Origin of the sequence: Methylobacterium sp. E-041 (assembly GCF_022829665.1) — a bacterium.
Taxonomy (GTDB): Bacteria; Pseudomonadota; Alphaproteobacteria; order Rhizobiales; family Beijerinckiaceae; genus Methylobacterium.
In genome coordinates, this window is record NZ_JAKSYQ010000197.1 from 1 (window position 1) to 22956 (window position 22956).

A 22956-nucleotide genomic window follows, 5' to 3' on the forward strand; every position below is an offset into this window, starting at 1 on the left:
CAGAAGGGCTCGACCATGGACCGTCATGCGGGCATGCTGATGGGTGTTCATCCGGGGCGCTCGGTCAGGGTTGGTTGGCTTCGCAACCCCAGCCTCTCACCCCCGCCCCGGGTGAACAACCTTCATAGCTTCGACACCTAGCCCGACGCGCCGGTCTCGGCAACATGCTCCGATCAGCGCCGAGTAAGTAGTGACGTCCGCGCCTGCCCTTGAGGGAGCAGGGGGGTGCCATGGTTCAAAGGCGAGCGCGGACGGTCTGGCCGTGAAGCCAGACCAATCAGATCTACCAGTCAATCATTCTGGTTCATACAGCGCTTGATCCTCCCAAGCGCGGCTGGCCCTCACGAACGCTGCCTCCGTGGCCTCGGATGAGCGGCGCTATTTTGACTTAACTCGCATCGTCCAGAGAGCGGCAAAACTAAGCAGCATCAGGGCCACAACGAATGCGCTCATAATGACTGACTCTGTCATTTGTTAATCTTGCAGGCGACTGAATTTTTACGTGCGAAATAAATCGCGCCCCGTCGAAGCTGGGGCTTACATTATAAAATGTTCGAAACCTAACCTAATGTCATCTGTGGCAAAGCCAATGGATGAAAGCGAGTAGTCGATCTACAGGCGGCGCCTAGGCGAGATCGCAACAGATCGTTCGCTCGGGGTGGCGATCGGATGCGGCGGCTTCCTGAATAGTCCGGTCGCGGAGAACAGACCGAGGCTGCCTGCTACCGCTTTTGCTACCCAACTCATTGATACGAGCAGGGACGAAGAACGATGAGAGAACACCTCGGACCCGATTTTTGCAGTCAGAACAACACGTTACCTGACTGCATGGGATTGGGCAGGATGGCCGGGAGCGAATTTCAAGACCGCTGCCTTAAACCACTCGGCCACCCTTCCGGCGGATCGGGTTGTAGCGGAGTTCGGGGCCGGCGGACATCGGGAAAATCGAGTCAGGGGGCGAGGCGCGCGAGGCGGTCGAGCAGGGCGCGGTCGTGAAGGAGGGCCATGCGCTCCTTGGGGCTGAGCCAGGTGCGGGCCTCGTCGAGGGTCTCGGCCTCGACGACCTTGGCCTGAGCCAGGGTGTGGTCGACGTCGACCCGGCCGCGGGGGCGCGGCTCAGCGCTCGGCAGCATGCGGGTGTGGGCGTCCGCCAGGGCCGGGTCGGCGTGGAGCGCCGCGAGCGCGTCGGCCTCGTCCAGGCCGCGGGCTTGGTTGCGGGCGGCGAGCGCGCCGGCGCGGGTGGCGATCGGCGGCGGGTCGCGCTCCTCCGGCGTCATCAGCAGGCCGCGCTGCTTTAGGGCGAGGCCGAGCGCCAGCTGCCCGCTCGCCCAGGAGATCGGGATCGCGAGGACGAGGCCGAGGATGGTCGGCGCCATCCAGAGGAACAGCGAGGTGGCGATGGCGAAGGCGGCGATCCCCGAGACCAGCCCCAGCACCATGTGCCAGCGGTGGCGGCGGCCGATGTCGCCGAGCGGGATCGAGCCGTCGTCGCGCCGTTGGGGGTTCCAGCCGGTGTCGCGCCCGGCGAGGATGCTGAACACCGAGCCCGACTGGATCACCATCGCGATCGGCGCGATCAGCGCCGAGAGCAGGATCTCGATGAGGCAGGACGCGACCAGCCGGCCCGCGCCGCCGCAGGCCCGGCGCACCGGGCCGTCGATCAGCGCGAGGAGAAGGCCCAAAAACTTCGGGGCCAGCAGGATGCCCATGGTCAGCCCGAAGAGCTGCAGCGCGCGCACCGGATCGAAGCGCGGGAAGACCGGGTAGAGGCCGAACTCGGTGGTGAAGTATTCGGGCTTCACGTAGGCCGTCTGCAGCACCAGCGCGATGCCGACCACGAGCTGGCACAGCCAGAACGGCGAGGCGGCGTAGCCGGCGATGCCGGTGGCGAAGTGCTGGCGCGAGGCCGCCTTCAGGCCCGCCGCCCCGATGATCCGCGCGTGCTGCAGGTTGCCCTGCGCCCAGCGCCGGTCGCGGACCGCCACGTCGATCAGCGAGGGCGGGCTCTCCTCGTAGGAGCCCGGCAGCGTCGGCAGCATGTACACCGCCCAGCCGGCGCGGCGGATCAGGGCGGCCTCCACGAAGTCGTGGCTGAGCACGTGGCCGCCGAAGGGCGGTTTCCCGGGAAGGTCCGGCAGGCCGCAGGCGGCGGCGAAGGCCTTCGTGCGGATGATTGCGTTGTGGCCCCAGTAGTTGCCGTCGCGGCCCGACCAGTGGCCGAGGCCGGTGGCGATCACCGGGCCGTAGATGCGGGCGGCGAACTGGGTCACCCGAGCGAACAGCGTGTTGCGGTTGATGATGAGCGGCAGCGTCTGGATGATGCCGGCATCCGCGTCCGCCTCCATCGCGCCGGCGAGCCGGACGACGCTGTCGCCGGTCATTAGACTGTCGGCGTCGAGGACCAGCATGAGGTCGTAGGCCCCGCCCCAGCGGGTGACGAAGTCGCCGATGTTGCCGGCCTTGCGGTGATGGTTCCTCCGGCGGTGGCGGTAGTACAGGCGGGCGTCGGGGCCGAGCGCTTCGCGCAAGGCCAGGAAGGCGCGCTCCTCGGCGATCCAGGCATCGGCTTGCGTCGAATCCGACAGCACGAACCAGTCGAAGGCCGTGCCGAGGCCGGTGGCGTCGACCGCCTCGCGCATCGCCTCGATCGCCGCGAAGGTGCGGGCCGTGCCCTCGTTGTAGACCGGCATCAGGATGGCGGTGCGGGTGGCGAGGGCCCCCGGCACCGGCGGCAGGCGCGGGCGGCGCAGCAGCACGGCGAAGCCGAGGATCGCGCTCGTGAAGGCCAGCGCGATCCACGAGAAGGTCAGGAGGAACAGCGCGACCAGCACGTACTGCAGCGCCGTCGGCGAGCCCGAGACCGACACGGTCTCGTACATCTGCCAGCCGCCATAGGCGGTGAGCGCGACCGCGCCGCCGAAGACGAGGAGGCGGGACGCGTGAGGGCGGCCAGGGTGCCGCGACGGCGCATGCCCGAGCGCCGGGTCCCAGGCGGACAGGCTCTGCACCGGCATCGCCAGGGGCGATTCCGGCGGCAGGGCGTCGGGGAACGACCGCTCGCCCGGGTGGCCCGACGGGGCGTCGCGCCGTGCGGTCGCGGGGAGGGCGGCGAAATCGTCCATGCGCACGGCCTTTGATCCATCCTCGTCTTCGGAGTCTCGCGGGGCCGGCCGATGCGGTCCGCCGGTCCCTCGAACGCAGCTGCCTTCTACGGCGTCCAGCGATAGAGCCAGGTTTCGGTCACCGCCCGGCCGCCCCGCACCAGGGCGAGGCGCAGCTCGCTCGCGCGCTCGCTGCCGGGATCGAGCTCGAAGGCGACCCGGACGGTCCTGCGCTCCGGGTAGCTGAAAAACTGCTGGCGCGCGATGCTGCCCGGGGCCGCCGCCAGGGCGATGTCGAGGCCGCCCTCGGAGAACAGCCCGTCCCCGGTGAAGTCGACCAGGAACAGGCGGCGCGCGCCCGCGCTTCCGCGCCCGCTGCGGGTGCCGGTCACGGTGGCCAGCGGCGCGGCGGGCGGCTGCCAGCACCAGTGCTGGCGGTAGCGGAAGGTGGTCTCGGAGCCGGCGACGACGGGCTCCTTCGGCCGCCAGTAGGCCAGCACGTTCTCGTTGAATTCGGAATCGCTCGGGATCTCGATCAGCGTCACCGCGCCGCCCGCCCAGGCATCGGCCGGCTCCAGCCAGAGCGAGGGCCGCCACTCCCAGTGCTGCACGTCGTCCTCGAAGTCCTCGTAGGTCCGCGCCCGCTGCATCAGCCCGAAGCCCTTCGGGTTCTCGTCGACGAAGGACGAAATCTGCAGCGCGTCGGGGTTGTGGACCGGGCGCCAGATCGCCTCGCCGGCGCCGTTGCGGATCTGCAGGCCGGCGGCCGAGAAGGCGGCGGCGCGCGCGTCGTCGACGCGGCGGCGATCCTCGGAGCCGAACAGGTAGCTCGCCTGCATGCCGCCCAGGCCCAGGTGATCGATCGCCTTGCGGGCGAAGATCGTGGTCTCGACCTCGGTGGTCGAGGCCTCGGTGCCGGGCCGCAGCACCATCCGCAGGGCGCCGGAGGCGGAATCGGAATCGATCAGGGCGTGGAGCACGAGGGCGCCGTCGGCCGGGCGCTCGATGAACACCGCGCGGAAGATCGGGAACTCCTCGCCGCGGGCGTCGGCCGGGCGCAGCGTCAGCGCGCGGGCGTTGATGCCGAAGCCCTGGCCCTTGGCGACGAGGCGGAAGAACGAGGCGCCCTGGAACACCGCGAAGTCCGACAGGTCGGGGCCGTCGGGGAAGCGGGCGCGCAGGCGGAAGCCGGAGAAGCCCGGATCCTCCGGGAATTCCGGCAGCGCGAAGCCGCCGGTGTCGAAGCTCGCCGGATCGTAGGCGATCGGCCGGATGCGGCCGTCCTCGACCAGGAACAGGGCGACGCGGCCGGTGAAGATCGCGCCGCGATGCAGCGGCTCGATCGTGAAGCCGAGATCGTCGCCGGCCCAGATCGCGGCGGCGGGCTTGGTGCGGATGGCGCCGTACTGCTCGCGGCTGAGCCCCTTGAGGCTAGCCGGGAGGTCGTCGGTGCGGGGGGCGGCGTAGGCGGCCTTGGCCAGCGCGCGGGCGAGGGCGGGCACGGTCGACGCGTCGAAGGGTGCGCCGGCGCCGGGCAGGGCGGGGGCGTCCTCCGCGGCGGCCGGAACGGGTCGGAAGCCGGCGCCAGCCAGCACCGCAGCGACGGCCGACAGGCGCACGACGTCGCGGCGGGTACGGTCTCGCGAGACGGGGTCACGGATGGCGTCGGAGCGCGGATCGGTCGGCAGCGTCGTGCCCCTTCGTTCGGGTGGGTCGGCGATAGGATCGGAAACAGCGAGACCTTGGAAACGGTTCGCAACAATCGGCCCCTCGTACCATCCCGGCACCTGAACCCTCGGTTAAGGTCGGCCGACGATGGCGAATTCCGTCCCCTGTGTGATCGAGGCCGCGCTTGCGGGCCGGACGATGCGCGCGGGACGCGCCGTTTTGCCAGACGGGCGCGATCGGCTAATCCGGTCCCCTCATCCCGTCGCCGCCGATCATGGCGGTCGGCACCAGCGAGCGTCCCCGGGAACCTGAACGCGATGACGACACCGGCCCCCGTACGGCGAAGCCTCACCGCGATCGTGCTCGCCGCGGGCAAGGGCACGCGGATGCGCTCCGACCTGCCGAAGGTGCTCCACCGCCTCGCCGGGCGGAGCATGCTCGGCCACGTGCTCGCCGCGGTGCAGGCGGCCGGCGCCGCGCGCATCGCCGTGGTGGCCGAGCCCGGCCGCGCGGACGTCGCCCGCGAGATCGAGGCTCTGGCGCCGGGCTCCGAGGTCTTCCCGCAGGTCGAGCGCCTCGGCACCGCGCATGCGGTGCTCGCGGCGCGGGCGGTCCTGAGCAACGGCGAAGGCGGGGAGGGCGACGACGTCATCGTGGCGTTCGGCGACACGCCGCTGATCACCGGCGAGACCCTGGCGCGGCTGCGGGCGCCCCTGGCCGAGGGCGCGGCGGTGGCGGTGCTGGCCTTCGAGACCGAGGCGCCCGCCGGCTACGGCCGGGTGCTCACCAAGGGCACCCGCGTGGTCGCGATCCGCGAGGAGAAGGACGCCACGCCTGACGAGCGCGCGGTGCACCTGTGCAATGCCGGCCTGATGGCGCTGTCGGGCGCCCACGCGCTGGCGCTGCTCGAGCGGATCGGCAACGACAACGCCGCCGGCGAGTACTACCTGCCCGACGCGGTGGCGCTGGCGATCGGCGACGGTCTCTCCGTCGCGGTGGTGCCGGTGACGGAGGCGGAGGCGCAAGGGGTCAACGACCGGGTGCAGCTCGGCGTCGCCGAGGCCGCGATCCAGGCGCGCCTGCGCCGCAGCGCCCAGCTCGGCGGCGCGACGCTCGTCGCCCCCGAGACGGTGTTCCTGAGCCACGACACGATCCTCGGGCGCGACGTGCTGGTCGAGCCCAACGTGGTGTTCGACACCGGCGTCCGCGTCGACGATGCTTGCGTGATCCACGCCTTCTCGCACCTGAAGGACGTGCGCCTGGAGGCCGGCGCCAGCGTCGGCCCGTTCGCCCGCCTGCGCGGCGGCGCGGTTCTGGAGGCCGGCGCCACCATCGGCAACTTCGTGGAGCTGAAGAACGCCCGCCTCGGGCCGGGCGCCAAGGCCGCGCACCTAACCTATCTCGGCGACGCCGAGGTCGGCGCCCGCGCCAACGTCGGCGCCGGCACCATCACCTGCAACTACGACGGGGTCTCGAAGCACCGCACCACGATCGGGGCGGGCGCCTTCATCGGATCGAACTCGGCCCTCGTCGCCCCCGTCACGGTCGGGGCCGGCGCCTTCGTCGCCTCCGGCTCGGTGATCACCGACGACGTGCCCGAGGGGGCGCTCGCCGTCGCCCGCGGGCGCCAGGCGACGAAGCCGGGCTGGGCCGAGACGAAGCGGGCGGCGTTGCGGGCGGAGAAGGCGGCGCGCGCGGGGAAATCCTGATCCACTTCAAAACGCCGCGCCGGTCCCTCATCTCTCGGCTGGCACCGGCCCGATTCCTGATGCCCGCCCTGCGTAGCCACCAAGGGCTGGCCTCGCGCCGCGTCGATCCGGTACAAGCCGCCGGTCCACCGGGCGATACGAAAGACAAACCAGCATGTGCGGCATCGTCGGCATCGTCGGTAACGGGGCAGTGGCCGGTCCGCTGATCGAGGCGTTGCGGCGCCTGGAATACCGCGGCTACGACTCGGCCGGCATCGCCACGCTGGAGCAGGGCCGCCTGGCGCGCAGGCGGGCGTCGGGCAAGCTCGTCAACCTCGAGGCGCGCCTGCGCGAGGAGCCGCTGGCGGGCGCGATCGGCATCGGCCACACCCGCTGGGCGACGCACGGGCGGCCGAACGAGACCAACGCCCACCCCCACGCCACCGCGCGGCTCGCGGTCGTGCACAACGGCATCATCGAGAACTTCCGCGCGCTTAAGCAGGAGCTCGAGGCCACGGGCGTCCGCTTCGAGAGCGAGACCGACACCGAGGTGGTAGCCCAGCTCGTCAGCCACGCCATGGACCAGGGCCTCGGGCCGGTCGAGGCGGTCGCCGCCTGCCTGCCGCGCCTGCGCGGCGCCTTCGCGCTCGGCTTCCTGTTCTCCGGCCACGACGACCTGCTGATCGGCGCCCGCCACGGCGCGCCACTCGCCATCGGCTTCGGCCAGGGCGAGACCTATCTCGGCTCGGACGCGCTGGCTTTGGCGCCGTTCACCGACGCGCTCACCTACCTGGAGGAGGGCGACTGGGCGATCCTGTCGCGCGCCGGCGCCGAGATCCGCGACATCCACGGCACGGTGGTCCAGCGCCCGCGCCAGACCATCGCGACCCAGGCCTACCGGATCGACAAGGGCAACCATCGCCACTTCATGGCCAAGGAGATTCACGAGCAGCCGGAAGTCGTCGGCCGCACGCTCTCTCACTACGTCGACCTCGCCCAGGGCCGCGTCGCGCTGCCCGAGCCGCTGCCGTTCGACTTCGCCAAGCTGTCGCGCCTCAACATCACCGCCTGCGGCACCGCCTTCTATGCCGGGCTCGTCGCCCGCTACTGGTTCGAGCAGATCGCGCGGCTGCCGGTCGAGATCGACGTGGCCTCCGAGGCGCGCTACCGCGAGGCGCCGCTGGAGCGGGACGGGCTGACCCTCGTCATCTCGCAATCGGGCGAGACCGCCGATACCCTGGCCTCCTTGCGCTACGCGAAGTCCCAGGGCCAGCACAGCGTCTGCGTCGTCAACGTGCCGACCTCGACCATCGCGCGGGAATCCTCCGTGGTGCTGCCGACGCTCGCCGGCCCCGAGATCGGCGTGGCCTCGACCAAGGCGTTCTCGTGCCAGCTCACGGTGCTGCTGTGCCTGGCCATCGCCGCGGGGCGGGCGCGCGGCACCATCGATGCGGCCGAGGAGCGCCGCCTCGTCGACGCGCTGATCACCGTGCCCGGCCTGATGGCCGACGCGCTCGCCCGCGAGAGCGAGATCGAGGGGCTGGCCCGCGAGATCGCCAAGGCGCGCGATGTGCTCTACCTCGGCCGCGGGACGAGCTACCCGATGGCGATGGAGGGCGCGCTGAAGCTGAAGGAGATCAGCTACATCCACGCCGAAGGCTATGCGGCGGGCGAGCTCAAGCACGGGCCGATCGCGCTGATCGACGAGAGCGTGCCGGTGATCGTGATCGCCCCCCACGACGCGGTGTTCGAGAAGACCGTGTCGAACATGCAGGAGGTCGCCGCCCGCGGCGGGCGCATCGTGCTGATCGGCGACGCCAAGGGCGCGGCCGAGCACGGGCTCGACACCCTGGCCACGGTGACGATGCCCGACCTCGACCCGACGGTGGCGCCGATCGTCTACGCGGTGCCGATCCAGCTCGTCGCCTACCACACCGCCGTCGTCATGGGTAAGGACGTCGACCAGCCGAGAAACCTCGCCAAATCGGTGACGGTGGAATAGGCGCCGGCCCTCAGACGCCGATCAGCAGGATCGCGAGCGCCGCGAGCACCGCGCCGATCGCCGGGCCGGCGACCGGGATCAGGGCGTAGCCCCAATCCGAGTGCCCCTTGCCGGCGATCGGCAGCACCGCATGGGCGAGGCGCGGCCCGAGATCGCGGGCCGGGTTGATTGCGTAGCCGGTGGTGCCGCCGAGCGAGAGGCCGATCCCCCAGACCACCATGCCGACGAGGTAGGTCGCCAGCCCCGTCGGGATGTTGCCGGAAGCCCCCACCGTCCGCGACAGCAGGGCGCTGATGATCAGGATCAGCAGGAAGGTGCCGATGATCTCGCTCGTCCAGTTCGCGGCCGATTGCCGGATCGCCGGATCGGTGCAGAAGCAGGCCCGCTTCAGGCCCTGATCCTCGGTGACGGCCCAGTGCGGCAGGTAGTGCAGCCAGACCACGGTCGCGCCGAGGAAGGCGCCGATCATCTGCGCGGGCACGTAGACCAGGAGCTTGCTCGGATTCCCAGACGTGATCGCACCGGCGATCGTCACCGCCGGGTTGATGTGGGCGTCGGGGCTGCCCGTCGCGGTCGCGACGAAGATGCCGGCCAGCACCGCGAAGGCCCAGCCGGCGGTGATCGCAATCCAGCCCGCGCCCTCCGCCTTGGAGCCGCGCAGCAGCGCGCCGGCGACGACCCCGTTGCCGAGGATGATCAGCACCATCGTGCCGAGAAGCTCGCCCAGGAACGGGGATGTCATAAGTGTTTCCTCCGAGAGTGTCCGAGACGGGAAGCGGTCGAGGCGGCGGCCTCAATCCTCCTGCTCGTCCCAGTCGAAGGCGCGCTTCACGGCGCGGCCCCAGGCGGCGGTGATGCGCCGGCGCTCGCCCGCGTCCATGTTCGGCACCCAGCGCCGGTCGACGCCCCAGTTGCGCACGAGGTCGTCGGTGCTCCGCCAGTAGCCGGTGGCGAGGCCCGCCGCGTAGGCGGCGCCCAGTGCCGTGGTCTCGGTGACCCGCGGGCGCACCACCGGCACGTCGAGGATGTCGGCCTGGAACTGCATCAGGGTGACGTTGGCGACCATGCCGCCGTCCGAGCGCAGCTCGCGCACGGGGATGCCGGAATCCTTCTCCATCGCCTCCAGCACCTCGTGCGTCTGGAAGGCGGTCGCCTCCAGGCAGGCGCGGGCGATGTGGCCGCGGTTGGCGTAGCGGGTCAGGCCGATGATCAGGCCACGGGCGCCCTCGTTCCAGTGCGGCGCGTAGAGGCCCGAGAAGGCGGGCACGAAGTAGACGCCGCCGTTGTCCGCGACCGTGGTGGCGAGGCTCTCGACCTCGGCGCTGTCCTGGATCATGTGCAGGTTGTCGCGCAGCCACTGCACCAGGGCGCCGGTGATCGCGATCGAGCCCTCGAGCGCGTAGACCGCCGGCCTGCCGTCGAGCTTGTACCCGAGCGTGGTGACGAGGCCGCAGGTGGAGGGCACGGGCGTCTCGCCGGTGTTCATCAGCGCGAAGCAGCCGGTGCCGTAGGTGTTCTTGGCCTCGCCCGGCTGGAAGCAGGCCTGGCCGAACAGGGCCGCCTGCTGGTCGCCGAGGATGCCGGCGATCGGCACGCCGGAAAACGGCACCCGCGTCTCGCCGTAGACCTGCGAGGAGGAGACGATCTCGGGCAGCATCGCCCGCGGGATGCCGAAGGCCGAGAGCATGCCGTCGTCCCAGGCCAGAGTCTCGAGGGACATCAGCTGGGTGCGGCTGGCATTGGTCACGTCGGTGAGGTGGAGGCCGCCGTCCGGGCCGCCCGTCAGGTTCCAAACGAGCCAGGTGTCGATGTTGCCGAACAGCACGTCGCCGGCTTCCGCCTTCTCCCGCGCGCCCGCGACGTGGTCGAGGAGCCAGCGCAGCTTCAGCCCGGAGAAGTAGCTCGCCAGCGGCAGGCCGGTGAGCGCGCGGAAGCGGTCGCGCCCGCCGTCGCGGGCATATTCGGTGACGAGGCGGTCGTTGCGGGTGTCCTGCCAGACCAGGGCGTTGTGGAGCGGTTGGCCGGTGCGCCTGTCCCAGATCAGCGTGGTCTCGCGCTGGTTGGTGATGCCGATCGACAGGAGGTCCTTCGGCGTCAGCCCGGCGCCGTCGAGAGCGTCCTGCATCACGCCTTGGGTGTTGCGCCAGATCTCCATCGGATCGTGCTCGACATGGCCGGGCCGCGGATAGATCTGCGCGTGCTCGCGCTGCTTGCAGACGATGATGCGCCCCTCACGGTCGAACACGATGAAGCGGCTGCTGGTGGTGCCCTGGTCGATGGCGCCGACATACTGGGACATGGCTGTCTTCCTCCCTTGCGGACCGTGGGTCGATCGTCTCGCGCGGACCGGTCTTCGCGCCGGTTCCGCGCCGCGCACCTTGATTCAGGCGGCTTCCGCCTTTCGCGTCAGGTAGGCGGCGAGCCGCGCGGCCCCGTCCGGGCTGGTGCGCAGGCCGAGCTTCGAGCGCCGCCACAGGATGTCCTCCGCCGTGCGGACCCATTCCGAGCGGACGAGGTAGTCGACCTCCGCCGCGCTCAGGCCGCCCTCGAACGCCTCGCCGAGGTCGGCCAGGCTGCGCGCGCCCTTGACGATGGCCCGCGCCTCGGTGCCGTAGGCGCGGGCGAGCCGCCGGGCGGTCTCGGCCGGCAGGAACGGCGCCTCGCGGGCGAAAGCGGCGAGAAAGGCGTCGAAACCCGCCGCCGGCATCGCTCCGCCGGGCAGGGTCGCCTCGCCCGTCCAGGCCGGCTTCAGGCCGGGGAAGTGGGACGCGATCTTCTCGATCGCGTGCTCGGCGAGACGGCGGTAGGTGGTGATCTTGCCCCCGAACACCGAGAGCGCCGGCGCCTGCCCGCCGGCATCGTCGACGTCGAGCACGTAGTCGCGGGTCACCGCCGAGGCGTTGGCGGCGGCGTCGTCGTAGAGCGGGCGCACCCCCGAATAGCTCCAGACCACGTCCTTCGGCCCGATCGCCTTGGCGAACGAGCGGTTGATGCAGTCGCAGAGGTAGCGCGTCTCGTCCCTTGAGATCCGCACCGGACCGGGCTCGTCCGCGTAGGGGACGTCGGTGGTGCCGATCAGCGTGAAGTCGCGCTCGTAGGGGATCGCGAAGATGATGCGCTTGTCGGGCTGCTGCAGGATGTAGGCCTGGTCGCCCTCGTAGAGCTTGGCGACCACGATGTGGCTCCCCTTGATCAGCCGCACCGCCGCGCGGCTGTTCACGCCGAGCGTTCCGCCGAGCGTCGCGCTCACCCAGGGGCCGGCGGCGTTCACCACCGCCTTCGCCCGGACGGTCTCGGTGCGCCCGGTGACGGCGTCGCGCAGGGTCGCCGTCCACGTCCCGTCGACCCGGCGCGCCGACTCGACGCCGGTGCGGCTGCGGATCTCGGCGCCGCGGGCCCGCGCATCCATGGCGTTCAGAACCACGAGGCGGCTGTCCTCGACCCAGCAGTCGGAATAGACGAACCCCTTCGTGAGCCGGTCCTGAAGCGGTGCGCCCATCGGCGATGTTCGCAAGCGAACCGTCTTGGAGCCGGGCAGGGTGCGCAGCCGGGCGAGGTGGTCGTACAGGAACAGGCCGGCCCGCAGCATCCAGGCCGGGCGCAGGCCCGCGTCGTGCGGCAGCACGAAGCGGAGCGGCCAGATGATGTGCGGCGCCTGCCGCAGCAGGCGCTCGCGCTCGGCCAGAGCCTCCCGCACCAGGCGGAACTCGTAGTATTCGAGGTAGCGCAGGCCGCCGTGGATCAGCTTGGTGCTCGAGGACGAGGTGAATTCCGCGAGGTCTCCGCGCTCGCACAGCAGCACCGAGAGGCCGCGCCCGGCCGCGTCGCGGGCGATGCCGGTGCCGTTGATGCCGCCGCCGATGACGAGCAGGTCGTAGGGGGCGCCCAGCGCCCGCACGTTCGAGACCGTCGTCATGAGTCGCCTCCCGCCCCGGCCGATGCCCGGGTCGGCAGAATATTGCCTTATCCTAGGATTTTCGCAAGCGAAAATTGCGATGTTCGCTACGGCTCGTCTCGGTCGGCCACCGCGAGGGCGACGCCGTGGCGTTCCATCAGGGCGACGATCTCGGGCGGCGGGACGCGGTCGGTGAAGAAGGTGTCGATCTGCTCCAGCCGCCCGACCTCGACCATCGGGCGGCGGGTGAACTTGGTGTGGTCGGCCACGAGGAAGGTCTGGCGCGCATGCGCCAGGATGGTCTGCGTCGCCCGCACCTCCTCGTAATCGTAGTCGAGCAGGGCGCCGTCGGCGTCGATCCCGCTGATGCCGATGACCGCCACGTCGACCCGGAACTGGCTGAGGGTGTCGCAGGTGAGCTGCCCCAGGACGGCGCCGTCGCGGTTGCGGATCGTGCCGCCCGCCACGACGATGCGGAAGTCGGTCGCCTCCGCCAGCCCGACCGCCACGTTGAGGTTGTTGGTGATGATGCTGAGGTCGTCGTGGCGGACGAGCTCGCGCGCCACCGCCTCCGGCGTGGTGCCGATGTTGAGGAACACCGAGCAGTGCGACGGGATGCGGCCGGCCGCCAGCCGGCCGATCCGGGTCTTCTCGGACAGCAGCGTGGTGCGGCGGTCGGCGTAGTCGATGTTCTCGACGCTGGACGGCAGGCCGCCGCCGCCGCGGTAGCGCTCGAGCCGCCCCTCCGCGCTGAGCTCGTTGAGGTCGCGCCGGATCGTCTGCACGGTCACGCCGAACTGGCTCGCCAGGGCCTCGATCGTCACGAAGCCGCGCTGGCGCACCGCGGCGACGATCGCCCCGCGCCGCGTCTCGACCGCCGAGGCGTCGGCGCGCTCGCCCGCCTTCCGCTCGAAGCCGCCCCGCTCGACCATACGCGTCATGGAAACTCCGGCCCGGGGCTTGCACGCCTCGGATCGGAGTGTAGGTGACCGGCGGGGTTTCGCAAACGAAACGCGCAGGCCCAGGGGCCGGCGGCGCTCGACCTGTCCTCGGGGCTGTTCGAGCAGATCGTCTACCGCGACGGCGCCCGGCAGTCGCGGAACGACAACACCGACCCGATCCGCCGCGAGCACAGGCCGGCGGTGCACGTGCGCATCGTCGAGAGCGGCGCGCCGACGGGCGGCGTCGGCGCGCCCGGGCTGCCGCGGGTGCCCCCGCCGTGCTCAACGTGATCGCGGCGCTGACCGGGCAGCGCATCCGCGCCCTGCCGATCGCCGACCTTGCGCGCAGGACGGTTTTGCGCATCTTTTCCGGCAGCCGTGATGGATCGCGGGTGCGGCGCGCGTGAGCGCGAGGGGAGACCGTCGATGCCGGAGGTCGTCCGGGACGCGGCGATCGCGCCATCCTCCGAGGCCGTGTCGACCGGGCTCCGGGCTCCCGACCGACGCCGTCGCCCTCGTGCTCCTGACGCTGCCCCCCCGTCATCCTGTGGCTGCTCGTGCGGACGCCGCTCGGCATCGCCCGCGGGGAGCTGCGCACGCTGTCGTCCTGACGGGCGGAGGCCTCGGGCGCCTCAGGCGGGCGGCCGGGAATAGTCCATCCGCTCCAAGTCCTCGATCAGGCCCCGGCCGGTCGGGTGCCAGCCGAGCCGGGCCCGCGTCAGCGCGCTGGAGGCCGGCATGTCGAGGCCGACGAACGCGGCGAGCCAGCCGAAATGCGCGGCGGCGTCTTCCGGCGCGAGGGCGACCGCCGGCAGCTTCAGGCCGCGGCCGATGGTCTGCGCGATGTCGCGGGCGGCGACGCCCTCCTCGGCGACCGCGTGGTAGCGGGCGCCCGCCTCCCGCCGCGCGAAGGCGAGGGCGTAGAGCCGGGCGACGTCGAGGACCGGCGCCGCCGCCCAGCGGTTGACGCCATCGCCGACATAGGCCGAGACGCCGGTCCGCCGGGCGAGGTCGATCAGGTAGGTGATCAGCCCCTGCTTGACCGTGTCGTGCACCTGCGGAAGCCGCACCACCGACACGTTCACCCCCGCCTCCAGCAGCGCGGCCTCGGCGAGCTCGGAGGCGATGCGTGGGTTCGGGTGCGCGCGGTCGAAGACGTCCTCCCGGGCCGGGCCGCCGCCGTCGGGGCTCCCGATTCCCGCACCGGAGGTGATGAGCAGCGGCCGATCCGAGCCGGCAAGGGCGGCCCCCAGGGCCTCGATCGCCCGCCGGTCCTTGTCGCAATTGGCGACGAAGTTCGTGAAGTCGTCGTGGTCGAAGGCGGTGTGGATCACGCCGTCGGCCTGCGCGGCGCCGCGGCGCAGGCCGTCCGGGTCGTCGAGGGTGCCGCGATGCGGCTCGACCCCGGCCTCGATCAGCTTGCGGGCGCCGGCCTCCGAGCGGGTCAACCCGAGCACCCGATGCCCGGACCGGAGCAGTTCCGGGACGATGGCCGAGCCGACGAAGCCGGTGGCGCCGGTGAGGAAGATGCGCATGCGATGCACTCCGCTGTGATCAGAGCGCCCCTTGTCCGCCCGCCTCCGATCCCGTTAAAGTCGTGACCGTATCCCGGTATACGTCCCAACAGGATCGCCATGCCCGCCCGTTCCGGACCCTCGCTGGGCGCCTACCTGCGGGATCGGCGCACCAAGCTCGATCCGGCCGCCCTCGGGTTCTCGGGCCGCCGTCGCACGCCGGGCCTGCGCCGGGAGGAGGTCGCCCAGCGCTCGAACATCAGCGCGACCTGGTACACCTGGCTGGAGCAGGGGCGCGGGGGCGCGCCCTCGGCGGACGTGCTGAACCGCATCGCCGCCGGGCTGATGCTGACCGAGCCCGAGCGCGAGCACGTCTTCATGCTGGCGCTGGGGCGTCCGCCCGAGGTCCGTTACCGGCCGCAGGAGGGGATCACGCCGCGCCTCCAGCGGTTGCTCGACACGCTGGAGGTCAGCCCGGCCCTGATCAAGACCGCGACCTGGGACGTCGTCGCCTGGAACCGCGCCGCCGCCGTCGTGATGACCGACTGGGAACCGCTGCCGCCGGGCGAGCGCAACATCCTGCGCCGCATGTTCGGCGACCCGCGGGTGCGGACGGCGCAGCAGGATTGGGACAGCGTCGCCCGCTTCGTGGTCGGCGCGTTCCGGGCGGACGCGGTGCGGGCCGGCGCGGCCTCCGAGGTCGGCGAGCTGGTGGACGAGCTCTGCCGCACCAGCCCGGACTTCGCTGCCCTGTGGCGGGAGAACGACGTCCACGCCCACGGAGACGGGGTCAAGCGGCTCCGTCACCCCGTCCTGGGCCCGATCGAGCTGGAGTTCTCGGCCTTCGCCGTGGATGGAAGACCGGATCTCGGCATGATCGTCTACAACCCAGTCACCCCGGACGTCCGCGAGGGGATCCGCACCCTCGTCCACGCGCGGCAGGGCAAAAACGGCGCCGACGGGTCGCCGCCGAAGGCCGCGTAGTGCACGCGGCGCAGCTCCCGAACTCCGTGCGGCCCTTGCCGGGCCTCGTGCCGCCCCTGTCCGGAGGCCGGCCCTGACGGCGGACCTCTCCGCCTCCGAGGCCCGTCGCATCGCCCTCGTCGCCCAGGGCTTCGCCGCGGGCCGGCGCGCGGGACCCGTCTCCGCCGCGCGGATGCGCAACGAGATCGGCCGGCTCGGCCTGCTTCAGATCGACAGCGTGAACGTGCTGGTGCGGGCCCAGTACCTGCCGCTGTTCTCGCGCCTGGGCCCCTACGAGCGTGGGCTCCTCGACGCCCTGGCGGCCGACCGGCCGAAGCGGTTCTTCGAATATTGGGGCCACGAGGCCTCGCTCCTGCCGGTCGACCATCACCCCCTGCTGCGCTGGCGCATGGCCCGGGCCCTCGCCGGCCGCGGCCTGTGGCGGCGGCTCGAACCCTTCGCCGGGGACAGGCGCGGCGAAGCCGAAGCCCTCCTCGCCCGCATCGAGACGGAGGGGCCGCTGGCCGCCTCCGACGTCGCGGGCAACCGGGCCTCGCAGGGCATGTGGGTGTGGAGCGCGGCCAAGCACGCGCTCGAATGGCTGTTCTGGGCCGGCCTCGTCGCCTCGACGCACCGTCGCGGCAGCTTCGAGCGCGTCTACGACCTGCCCGAGCGCGTGCTTCCGCGCGCCATACTCGCGCATCCGACCCCGAGCGGCATCGACGCGCGGCGGGAGCTGATCGCACGCGCGGCGCGGGCGCTCGGCATCGCGACGGCGCAGGACCTGCGCGACTATTATCGCCTCGCGCCCGCCGATGCGCACCTGCCGATCGCGCAGCTGGTCGAGGACGGCACGCTGGTTCCGGCCCGGGTCCGCGGCTGGCCGCAGCCGGCCTACCGGCACAGGGAGGCGCGGCTCGGCCGACGGCTCGACGGCGCCGCGCTCCTGTCGCCCTTCGATCCGCTGATCTGGCACCGGCCGCGGACCGAGCGGCTGTTCGGCTTCCGCTATCGGCTCGAGATCTACACGCCCGCCCACCAGCGCGAGCACGGCTACTACGTCCTGCCCTTCCTGATGGACGGCGCGCTCGTCGCCCGCGTCGACCTGAAGGCGAACCGCAGGATCGGCGTGCTGATCATCCAGCGCGTGCACCTGGAGCCCGATGCGCCCCCCGGCACCATGGACCGGCTGCTCGGGGAGCTCCGCCTGATGGCGGCGTGGCTGGACCTGGCGAGCCTCGCCGCCGCGCCGGCGGCCGGCGCGACCGGCCTGCCCATCGCGGTCGCCGGCGAGCCCGACCCGCCGTCGATCGAACCGGGAGCGAACGAAGCCTCGGGCTGAGCGATCGCCGCGAGATCGTGCGGCGGCGCCGCTCGCCCCGCGTTCGGCACGGCTGCGATGCGGCACGGACGCTCAACTCCGCCGGACTCGGGCGCCAGCCTCAGGGACGGGCGGGGGAGGCGGGGCGCGGCGTCGCCAGCGCCGTGCCGAGGTCGATGGCGAGCGCCAGCACCATCGCGGCCGTGCCGAGCGCGAACAGCAGCGTGTAGTTGCCCGCCGTGTGCGCAAAGACGAAGGACAGCCCGTAGGCGGCGCCGGCCTGGAACAGCGCGAACGCCACGGTGGCGACGCTCCAGGCCGCCTTCTGCCGCTCCGGCTCCCCGGGCAGGAGCTCGCCGATGCGGCCGAGCATGAGCGGCACGGTTCCGGTGACGAAGGCGCCGACCGCGACGCTCGACAGGATCAGCCACGACGGGCCGAGGCCGAGGGCCGGAATCGCGATCGCGCCGGCCTCGACCAGGAAGGCGAGCCGGAGCGCGGGACCGAAGCCGGTCCGGTCGGCGAGGTGCCCGACGAGGATCGGGCCGACCGTCGCGCCGAGCCCGAACAGCACCCAATAGTGCGATCCGGCCTGGATGCCCTGCCCGAGGCCGCGCGCGACGAGGTCGACGAGGAAGAGCATGTGCGGCACCCACGCGGCCGCGTTGAGCGCGTATTCCGCGTAGAGCGCCCGCAGTGCCGCCCGGCCTGGCACGCGCGACGGCTCGGCACCGGCAACCGGCCGAACTGCCGCCGGAGCCTCGGACGGCCAGCCCCGCCAGCCGATGACGGTGAGCAGGCAGGAGAGCGCGCCGAGGCCGAACCAGGCCTGCTGCAACCCGCCGCGCAGGAGGAGCGGAACGAGCGTCCCCGACGCCGCGATGCCGACGCCGATGCCCATGAAGATCAGGCCGCCGGCCAGGCCGCGCTTGCCCGGCGGCACGTGCGGAAGCACGGCGGGCGCGGCCAGCACCATCAGCGCGCCTCCGGCAAAGCCCGACGCGAAGCGCCAGGCGAAGAACCACGCGACGTTCAGCGGGTAGGCGCAGGCGAAGAACGCCGCGGTCGCCACCACCATCATCGCGCGGAGCACCACGGGAACGCGGGTGCCGGCGGCGAGCGGCCGCCCGAGCAGGGCGCCGGCGAGATAACCCGCAAGGTTGGCCGCCCCGAGATAGGCCGCGGTCGAGGCCTCGAACCAGCCGCCGTCGATGATCGCCGGAAGCAGCGGCGTATAGGCGAACCGCGCGAGCCCGATCCCGATCAGGCTGGCGCAGGAGGCCGAGGCGACCGCGCGCCGGGCCGTCCGCCTGTCGTCGGCGCCGGCGCGATCGCCGTACGGAATCGGTCGAGGCCGGGCAGGCGTCGGCAAGGCCATGGGACGAGGTTCCCGCCGTTCGGTCCGAGAGTGCAGGGCGCCGACGTGAAAGCCGGCCTGGCGACAGGAACGGTCCTACGCCGTGGCGAATTCGAGGCGCACGCCGCCCGGCATCGTGCCGATGAAGTGGTGCGTCTCGGACCCCTCCCGCATCGGGCCGGGCGCGAACTCGATCGTCGTCCCCGGATGGCCGCGCACCCGGTCGTAGGCGGCGGCGAGCGCTGCGCGGTCGGCGACCTTGAGGCCGAGGTGATGCAGCCCGACGTTGGCGCGGCGGTCGAACGGCACCGCGGCCTCCGGATCGGCGATCCGCCACAGCGTCACGAGAATCGCGCCGTCGGAGACGAACACGGCGGGGTAGGACGGCACGCCGCCGGCGGCGCGCCAGCCGAGCGCGTCGACGAAGAAGCGCTCGGCCGCATCGAGGTCCGGCACGGCGAGGCCGACATGATGCACGCCACGGGTCGATGGCTCGGTCATGCGGAGGCTCCCTTGAGGCGCGCCAGCTCGGCGCGCAGGTTCGCGTTCTCGATGAGCAGCGGCCCGAGCTCGGCCTCGATCTCGGCGCGCGTGAAGCGCGGCGCGATGAATTGCGGGCAGTTCCAGTCGAAGCCGACCACGTCGATCACGAACGCGGCCACGGCCGGCGGCGCCGCGGGATGCGAGACCCGCGCGACGAGATCGGGATCCTCGGCCGCCGCGACGATGCGCGCGTGGCCGATGAGCTTGAGCCGGCGCTGGGCCAGATAGTCCATCGCGAACAGGGCCACCCGGCCGCGCTCGATCACGTTGCCCTGCGAGATGTACTGCCGGTTGCCGGGGTAGTCGGCGAATCCAATCCGGTTCTCGCCCAGCGACCGGACGAAGCCGGCCGCCCCCCCGCGATGCTGGATGTAGGGCCAGCCCTCGGGGCCGACGCTCGCCAGGTAGACGCTGTCGCGCGCCTGCAGGAAGGCGTGCTCGCGCTCGGTCAGCGCATCGCGCCCGTCGGCGGACGCGGCCTCCCGCCTGGCGTAGCTGGCGCGGGAGCCGGCGCGCGCCTGGAGCGTGCGCGCCGTCTCGCCGAACAGGTGGTGGAAGTAGGTACCGGGCATGCCCGAGAGGTAGCGGCTTCACGCGGCGGCGATAATCCATCACCTTCGCAGTTCAGAATTTCGTTTTCGGGAATGATCGCGTGGACCGCTTCGCGGCGCTGACCACCTTCGTCGCGGTGGCCGAGCGGGGCGGCTTCAAGGCCGCCTCCCGCCACCTCGGCCACTCGCCGCCTGCGGTGACGCGGACCATCGCCGCCCTCGAGCGGCATCTCGGCGTGCCGCTGTTCCGGCGCTCGACCCGCAGCGTGGCGCTGACCGAGGAGGGCGCCGCCCTCCTGGATCGCGCCCGCGAGATCCTGATGCGGCTGCAGGATGCCGAGCACGTCGTGATGGGGCGCCAGGCGGCGCCGCACGGCGAGCTGCAGATCACGGCGCCGGTCGTCTTCGGCCGCCTGCACGTCCTCCCCGTGGTGGCGGACCTGCTCGCCCGGCACCGGCCGGTGTCGGCGCGGCTGATGCTGCTCGACCGGAACATCCGGCTGGTCGAGGAGGGGATCGACGTGGCGGTCCGCATCGGCGAGCCGCGCGACAGCCGTCTCAGGTCGGTCGCCCTCGGCACGGTGCGGCAGGTCATCGTCGCGAGCCCGGCCTACTGCGCCGCGCGCGGGCGGCCGGCCGACCCGAAGGCGCTCGCCGAGCACGACATCATCGCCGGCGACAACGTCCGAACCGGCTCCCACTGGCGCTTCGGCCCGCGGTCGCAGGGCGTCGCCGTCGCGCCGCGGCTGACCGTGACCTCGATCGATGCCCAGCTGGCCGCCGCCGCGGCCGGGCTCGGGCTCGCGAACGTCCTCAGCTACCAGGCGGCCGAGGGCCTCGCCGCGGGCCGATTGTGCAGCGTGCTCGACGCGCACGCGCCGCCGCCCGTGCCGATCCACCTGCTGTTCGACGCCAGCCGCGCGCACCTGCCGAGCGTCCGCCTGTTCATCGAGGCCATGCGCGCCCGCGCGCGGAGCGGCGCCTGGGGGTGAGTCCGGAGGCCGCCCGGACCGCATCGTCCGTCGTTTGAAGTCTTTGAGCTGACCGCGGGACCGTGGCTCGAAGGCGCCCCGAGGAATCAGAGCCCCGCAAAGCGCATCGAAGACCTGAGCGGCCGGCCTGGGCGAGCCCCGTCCTCCGGAAGTGGATGCGGCAGTGCTGCCAGGTTGCGCTCATCACCTGGGCCACCGATGCCTTGATGCCCTCGTGGGCGTCCGAGATCACCAGCTTGACCGCGCGCAGCCCCCGCCGGGCGAGCTTGCGGAAGGCTGTCCCGAACGTCTCGGCCTCGGAGGGGCCGACATCCATGCCGCGCACGTCGCGCCGGCCGTCGGTGCTCACGATCACCGCCGCCGAGGCGATCAAGAAAGCCGGGAAGCACGAGCCCCTCCGCAGCTTCGAAATGCGCAGTTCGACGGTCCCGGCCCGCGTCTGCCAGTCCCGGTCACGATAGCCGTTGCGCTGGACCAGCCGCACACCCCGATGGTTCCGAGTGCCCTGGTCGGCAGGGATCCTCGTCGATCTTCGCGCCGCCGGCGTGCGGCCGTCCCCGCTCGCCATCCTGTGCGAGGCGACCGACGACGGACCGACCGATGCGGACCGTGAGCATCCTGGTCGACGAACTCGCTGCCGGCCCTGGGCTCGATCACGTCGCATGACGACCGGCGCCATCGAGAGGAAGGCCGCGACGACGGCCCTGACTCCGAATCGGAAGTCAGGGCCCGGAGATTATCGCAGCGTCGGCGACTCACCGGTCTTGAGATGACGCTCGTCCCCCTCCGGTCCGCCGAGCGACACGTGCGAGTTCAGTCGATCGAGGTGCTCGAAGACGTGCTCGAATGCATTCGTCACCGCCTGCTCGAAGGAGCCGTCGCCTTTGCCCTGCGCGGCCTTCAGAGCGCTGAGCAGTTCTTGATGCTTGTGGGTGTCGCTCGACATGCTGCTCTCCCGCCGGACCTCATGCCGGCAGGAGGGCCAAGCCCTGCAGATGATCGCGGTTCCCCGTCACGGTGCACGACCAAGCCGTCGCCGACCTCATCGCGCAAGACCCTCGACCACAGCAAGAGAGGAGTAGGCGCAGAAGGCTGGGACCGTGGGGAGGAAAAACCGCGATCGGGGTCATTCGGAGTGCGTGCGCGCCGGGATCGAGGTTTTGGCCAGCCCTCGATGCCGGGTCCGCATCCCGATCCCCTTCTGAGATCGTGGATTGGAGGGCCGAGAAATGGCTCAGGACACCGCTCGAAGACCAACGCCTCGTATCGGGAAGGACCGCGGTGCTCCGCCGCCGCATCGAGGCCGCGAGCATCGATCCTGACTTGGTCGATCCGCGGGAAATTCCGCTTGGCATCGCGATCGACAAGTCCGCCACTACCTCCGCACGGGTCGCGGCGTGCCGCACCCTGCTGACGTTATCGCATCCGCTCCTCCCGGCATTGGCCACCGAGGTCGAGGACACCGAGAAAGATGATCCCCTGACGCGGCGTGCGATGCAGATCCAGGTCGCCCGCGGGAGGATGCAATGAACGGAGAGCGCATCCCCATCGTCGCCGCCTATCGTGGTGTCGAGATTCACGCCTACCAACTGCGCCCCCGGGTCGAGAACGTGATCCAACCAGCGATCGACCAGGTGTTCGAGGCGACCGATCCAGAGGCGCTCGTAGCCTACGCCGCGGATCCATCCCACCCGCCGGAGGCCCGGTTGTTCGCGGCGGCAGGGGCCGACACGATCGGCGCCCCGAATTCAGCCCGCCCCGCTGGACGAGAGCAAGCTCGCGCGGATGCTGCGCGTCTGGGCTGCCCGAGTTGCCTGATCCAAGGCAGTTACTGATTTGGCGTGCGCTCCTGTCGAAGAGGTAAGCGGATCTCGAAGGCATCGAAGGAGCAGTTTCGAAAACTCGATCCGCGCCACCACATGCGAGGACCACACACATATCCTGTCCTACGACTTCGTCGAGCATCGTACGCACAGGGGTCGCAAGCACCGAACGCTGAACGTGGTGGCGGCCCCTAGGATCGTGCAGCGCGCTCACCCGCAAGCGCCCGCTCAACCGGATCACTCGCAAGACCCAGGCGGTAGACGTGATCGACGTGATCTCGGACTTGTTCAGTTTAGATTGGGCGCTCCATCAAATCCGCCCGGGCAACGGGCTGGAATTGATCGACAAAGCGGTCCAGGACTGGATCGCAGCGGTCGGCTCGCAGGCAACCTGCATCAAGTCGGGTGGTCCCTGGGAAAACGGCTATTGCGAAAGCTTCAACGCGAAGCTCCGCGAGGTCGTGTCCCAGGCGGTGGTGTAGCTGAGGGGTGGTCATCGGCGGTTGCCGGGTAGGGTCGGGTTGCGACGACCAACCCCGAACCCGAGAGACCCCCGATGACCGACGAGATCATGGCCCTGCGCGGGCTGATGGAGAA

19 protein-coding genes and 2 pseudogenes are annotated in these 22956 nt (G+C 71.5%); 9 read left to right on the forward strand and 12 right to left on the reverse strand.

The window, feature by feature from the left end; genetic code table 11:
* Positions 1 to 950 precede the first annotated feature (950 nt).
* Together mdoH and MKK70_RS19120 are read right to left on the reverse strand one after the other, a co-directional pair.
* The gene (mdoH, locus tag MKK70_RS19115) at positions 951 to 3122 is read right to left on the reverse strand and encodes a glucans biosynthesis glucosyltransferase MdoH (protein ID WP_243949381.1); all 2172 of its coding nucleotides are present in this window, start codon (positions 3120 to 3122) and stop codon (positions 951 to 953) included.
* 86 nt (positions 3123 to 3208) lie between these two features.
* Positions 3209 to 4720 carry a glucan biosynthesis protein gene (locus tag MKK70_RS19120; protein WP_409568293.1) on the reverse strand — a complete coding sequence of 504 codons (1512 nt, stop codon included), beginning with the start codon at positions 4718 to 4720 and terminating at the stop codon, positions 3209 to 3211.
* Between the two features lie 366 nt (positions 4721 to 5086).
* Between MKK70_RS19120 and glmU the strand changes: the two genes are divergently transcribed.
* Both glmU and glmS read left to right on the forward strand, forming a co-directional pair.
* Positions 5087 to 6478, forward strand: a complete 1392-nt coding sequence (gene glmU, locus MKK70_RS19125) for a bifunctional UDP-N-acetylglucosamine diphosphorylase/glucosamine-1-phosphate N-acetyltransferase GlmU (RefSeq protein ID WP_243949366.1) — start codon at positions 5087 to 5089, stop codon at positions 6476 to 6478.
* A gap of 154 nt (positions 6479 to 6632) precedes the next feature.
* Positions 6633 to 8459 carry a glutamine--fructose-6-phosphate transaminase (isomerizing) gene (gene glmS / locus MKK70_RS19130; RefSeq protein ID WP_147843190.1) on the forward strand — a complete coding sequence of 609 codons (1827 nt, stop codon included), beginning with the start codon at positions 6633 to 6635 and terminating at the stop codon, positions 8457 to 8459.
* A gap of 10 nt (positions 8460 to 8469) precedes the next feature.
* On the opposite strand, the gene MKK70_RS19135 is transcribed toward glmS, so the two are convergent.
* From MKK70_RS19135 to MKK70_RS19150, 4 genes are all read right to left on the reverse strand, one after another.
* The gene (locus MKK70_RS19135) at positions 8470 to 9201 is read right to left on the reverse strand and encodes an MIP/aquaporin family protein (protein WP_243949367.1); all 732 of its coding nucleotides are present in this window, start codon (positions 9199 to 9201) and stop codon (positions 8470 to 8472) included.
* Positions 9202 to 9252: 51 nt separating this feature from the next.
* Positions 9253 to 10758 carry a glycerol kinase GlpK gene (gene glpK, locus MKK70_RS19140; RefSeq protein WP_243949369.1) on the reverse strand — a complete coding sequence of 502 codons (1506 nt, stop codon included), beginning with the start codon at positions 10756 to 10758 and terminating at the stop codon, positions 9253 to 9255.
* Positions 10759 to 10842: 84 nt separating this feature from the next.
* Positions 10843 to 12375: a glycerol-3-phosphate dehydrogenase gene (gene glpD, locus MKK70_RS19145; protein ID WP_243949371.1), complete on the reverse strand. Its 1533-nt coding sequence runs from the start codon at positions 12373 to 12375 to the stop codon at positions 10843 to 10845.
* Positions 12376 to 12461: 86 nt separating this feature from the next.
* Positions 12462 to 13295 carry a DeoR/GlpR family DNA-binding transcription regulator gene (locus MKK70_RS19150; protein ID WP_147843193.1) on the reverse strand — a complete coding sequence of 278 codons (834 nt, stop codon included), beginning with the start codon at positions 13293 to 13295 and terminating at the stop codon, positions 12462 to 12464.
* A 278-nt stretch (positions 13296 to 13573) separates the two neighbouring features.
* Between MKK70_RS19150 and MKK70_RS31105 the strand changes: the two genes are divergently transcribed.
* Entirely contained in the window at positions 13574 to 13702 is a 129-nt protein-coding gene (locus MKK70_RS31105) for a hypothetical protein (RefSeq protein WP_409568294.1), read from the forward strand.
* A 225-nt stretch (positions 13703 to 13927) separates the two neighbouring features.
* On the opposite strand, the gene MKK70_RS19160 is transcribed toward MKK70_RS31105, so the two are convergent.
* Complete coding sequence (locus MKK70_RS19160; RefSeq protein ID WP_243949373.1) at positions 13928 to 14830, reverse strand: SDR family oxidoreductase; 903 nt, start codon at positions 14828 to 14830, stop codon at positions 13928 to 13930.
* Between the two features lie 99 nt (positions 14831 to 14929).
* Here MKK70_RS19160 and MKK70_RS19165 point away from each other — a divergent pair, with 99 nt between their 5' ends.
* Both MKK70_RS19165 and MKK70_RS19170 read left to right on the forward strand, forming a co-directional pair.
* Complete coding sequence (locus MKK70_RS19165) at positions 14930 to 15793, forward strand: helix-turn-helix transcriptional regulator (protein WP_243949374.1); 864 nt, start codon at positions 14930 to 14932, stop codon at positions 15791 to 15793.
* A gap of 73 nt (positions 15794 to 15866) precedes the next feature.
* Complete coding sequence (locus tag MKK70_RS19170; protein ID WP_409568295.1) at positions 15867 to 17114, forward strand: winged helix-turn-helix domain-containing protein; 1248 nt, start codon at positions 15867 to 15869, stop codon at positions 17112 to 17114.
* 100 nt (positions 17115 to 17214) lie between these two features.
* On the opposite strand, the gene MKK70_RS19175 is transcribed toward MKK70_RS19170, so the two are convergent.
* The 3 genes from MKK70_RS19175 to MKK70_RS19185 all read right to left on the reverse strand — a co-directional run bounded on the left by MKK70_RS19175 (position 17215) and on the right by MKK70_RS19185 (position 19565).
* Complete coding sequence (locus tag MKK70_RS19175) at positions 17215 to 18471, reverse strand: YbfB/YjiJ family MFS transporter (protein ID WP_243949376.1); 1257 nt, start codon at positions 18469 to 18471, stop codon at positions 17215 to 17217.
* 75 nt (positions 18472 to 18546) lie between these two features.
* Positions 18547 to 18951 carry a VOC family protein gene (locus MKK70_RS19180; protein ID WP_243949377.1) on the reverse strand — a complete coding sequence of 135 codons (405 nt, stop codon included), beginning with the start codon at positions 18949 to 18951 and terminating at the stop codon, positions 18547 to 18549.
* Positions 18948 to 19565, reverse strand: coding sequence for a pyridoxamine 5'-phosphate oxidase family protein (locus MKK70_RS19185; RefSeq protein WP_243949378.1), 618 nt, complete (start codon positions 19563 to 19565; stop codon positions 18948 to 18950). Before MKK70_RS19185 ends, MKK70_RS19180 begins: the two co-directional genes overlap by 4 nt.
* Positions 19566 to 19645: 80 nt before the next feature.
* Here MKK70_RS19185 and MKK70_RS19190 point away from each other — a divergent pair, with 80 nt between their 5' ends.
* The gene (locus MKK70_RS19190) at positions 19646 to 20536 is read left to right on the forward strand and encodes a LysR family transcriptional regulator (RefSeq protein ID WP_243932412.1); all 891 of its coding nucleotides are present in this window, start codon (positions 19646 to 19648) and stop codon (positions 20534 to 20536) included.
* A gap of 106 nt (positions 20537 to 20642) precedes the next feature.
* Here MKK70_RS19190 and MKK70_RS19195 read toward each other — a convergent pair.
* A pseudogene (locus tag MKK70_RS19195) lies at positions 20643 to 21017 on the reverse strand (transposase); the annotation flags it as partial.
* A gap of 255 nt (positions 21018 to 21272) precedes the next feature.
* Positions 21273 to 21482, reverse strand: a complete 210-nt coding sequence (locus tag MKK70_RS19200; RefSeq protein ID WP_147727535.1) for a hypothetical protein — start codon at positions 21480 to 21482, stop codon at positions 21273 to 21275.
* Positions 21483 to 21817: 335 nt separating this feature from the next.
* Here MKK70_RS19200 and MKK70_RS19205 point away from each other — a divergent pair, with 335 nt between their 5' ends.
* The 3 genes and pseudogenes from MKK70_RS19205 to MKK70_RS19215 all read left to right on the forward strand — a co-directional run.
* Entirely contained in the window at positions 21818 to 22066 is a 249-nt protein-coding gene (locus MKK70_RS19205) for a hypothetical protein (protein WP_243949379.1), read from the forward strand.
* On the forward strand, positions 22063 to 22371 hold the full coding sequence (locus tag MKK70_RS19210; protein WP_243949380.1) for a hypothetical protein: 309 nt from the start codon (positions 22063 to 22065) through the stop codon (positions 22369 to 22371). The genes MKK70_RS19205 and MKK70_RS19210 overlap by 4 nt, the downstream gene beginning before the upstream one ends.
* A 100-nt stretch (positions 22372 to 22471) precedes the next feature.
* Positions 22472 to 22817 (forward strand): annotated as a pseudogene (locus MKK70_RS19215) (IS3 family transposase); the annotation flags it as partial.
* Positions 22818 to 22956: the final 139 nt, after the last annotated feature.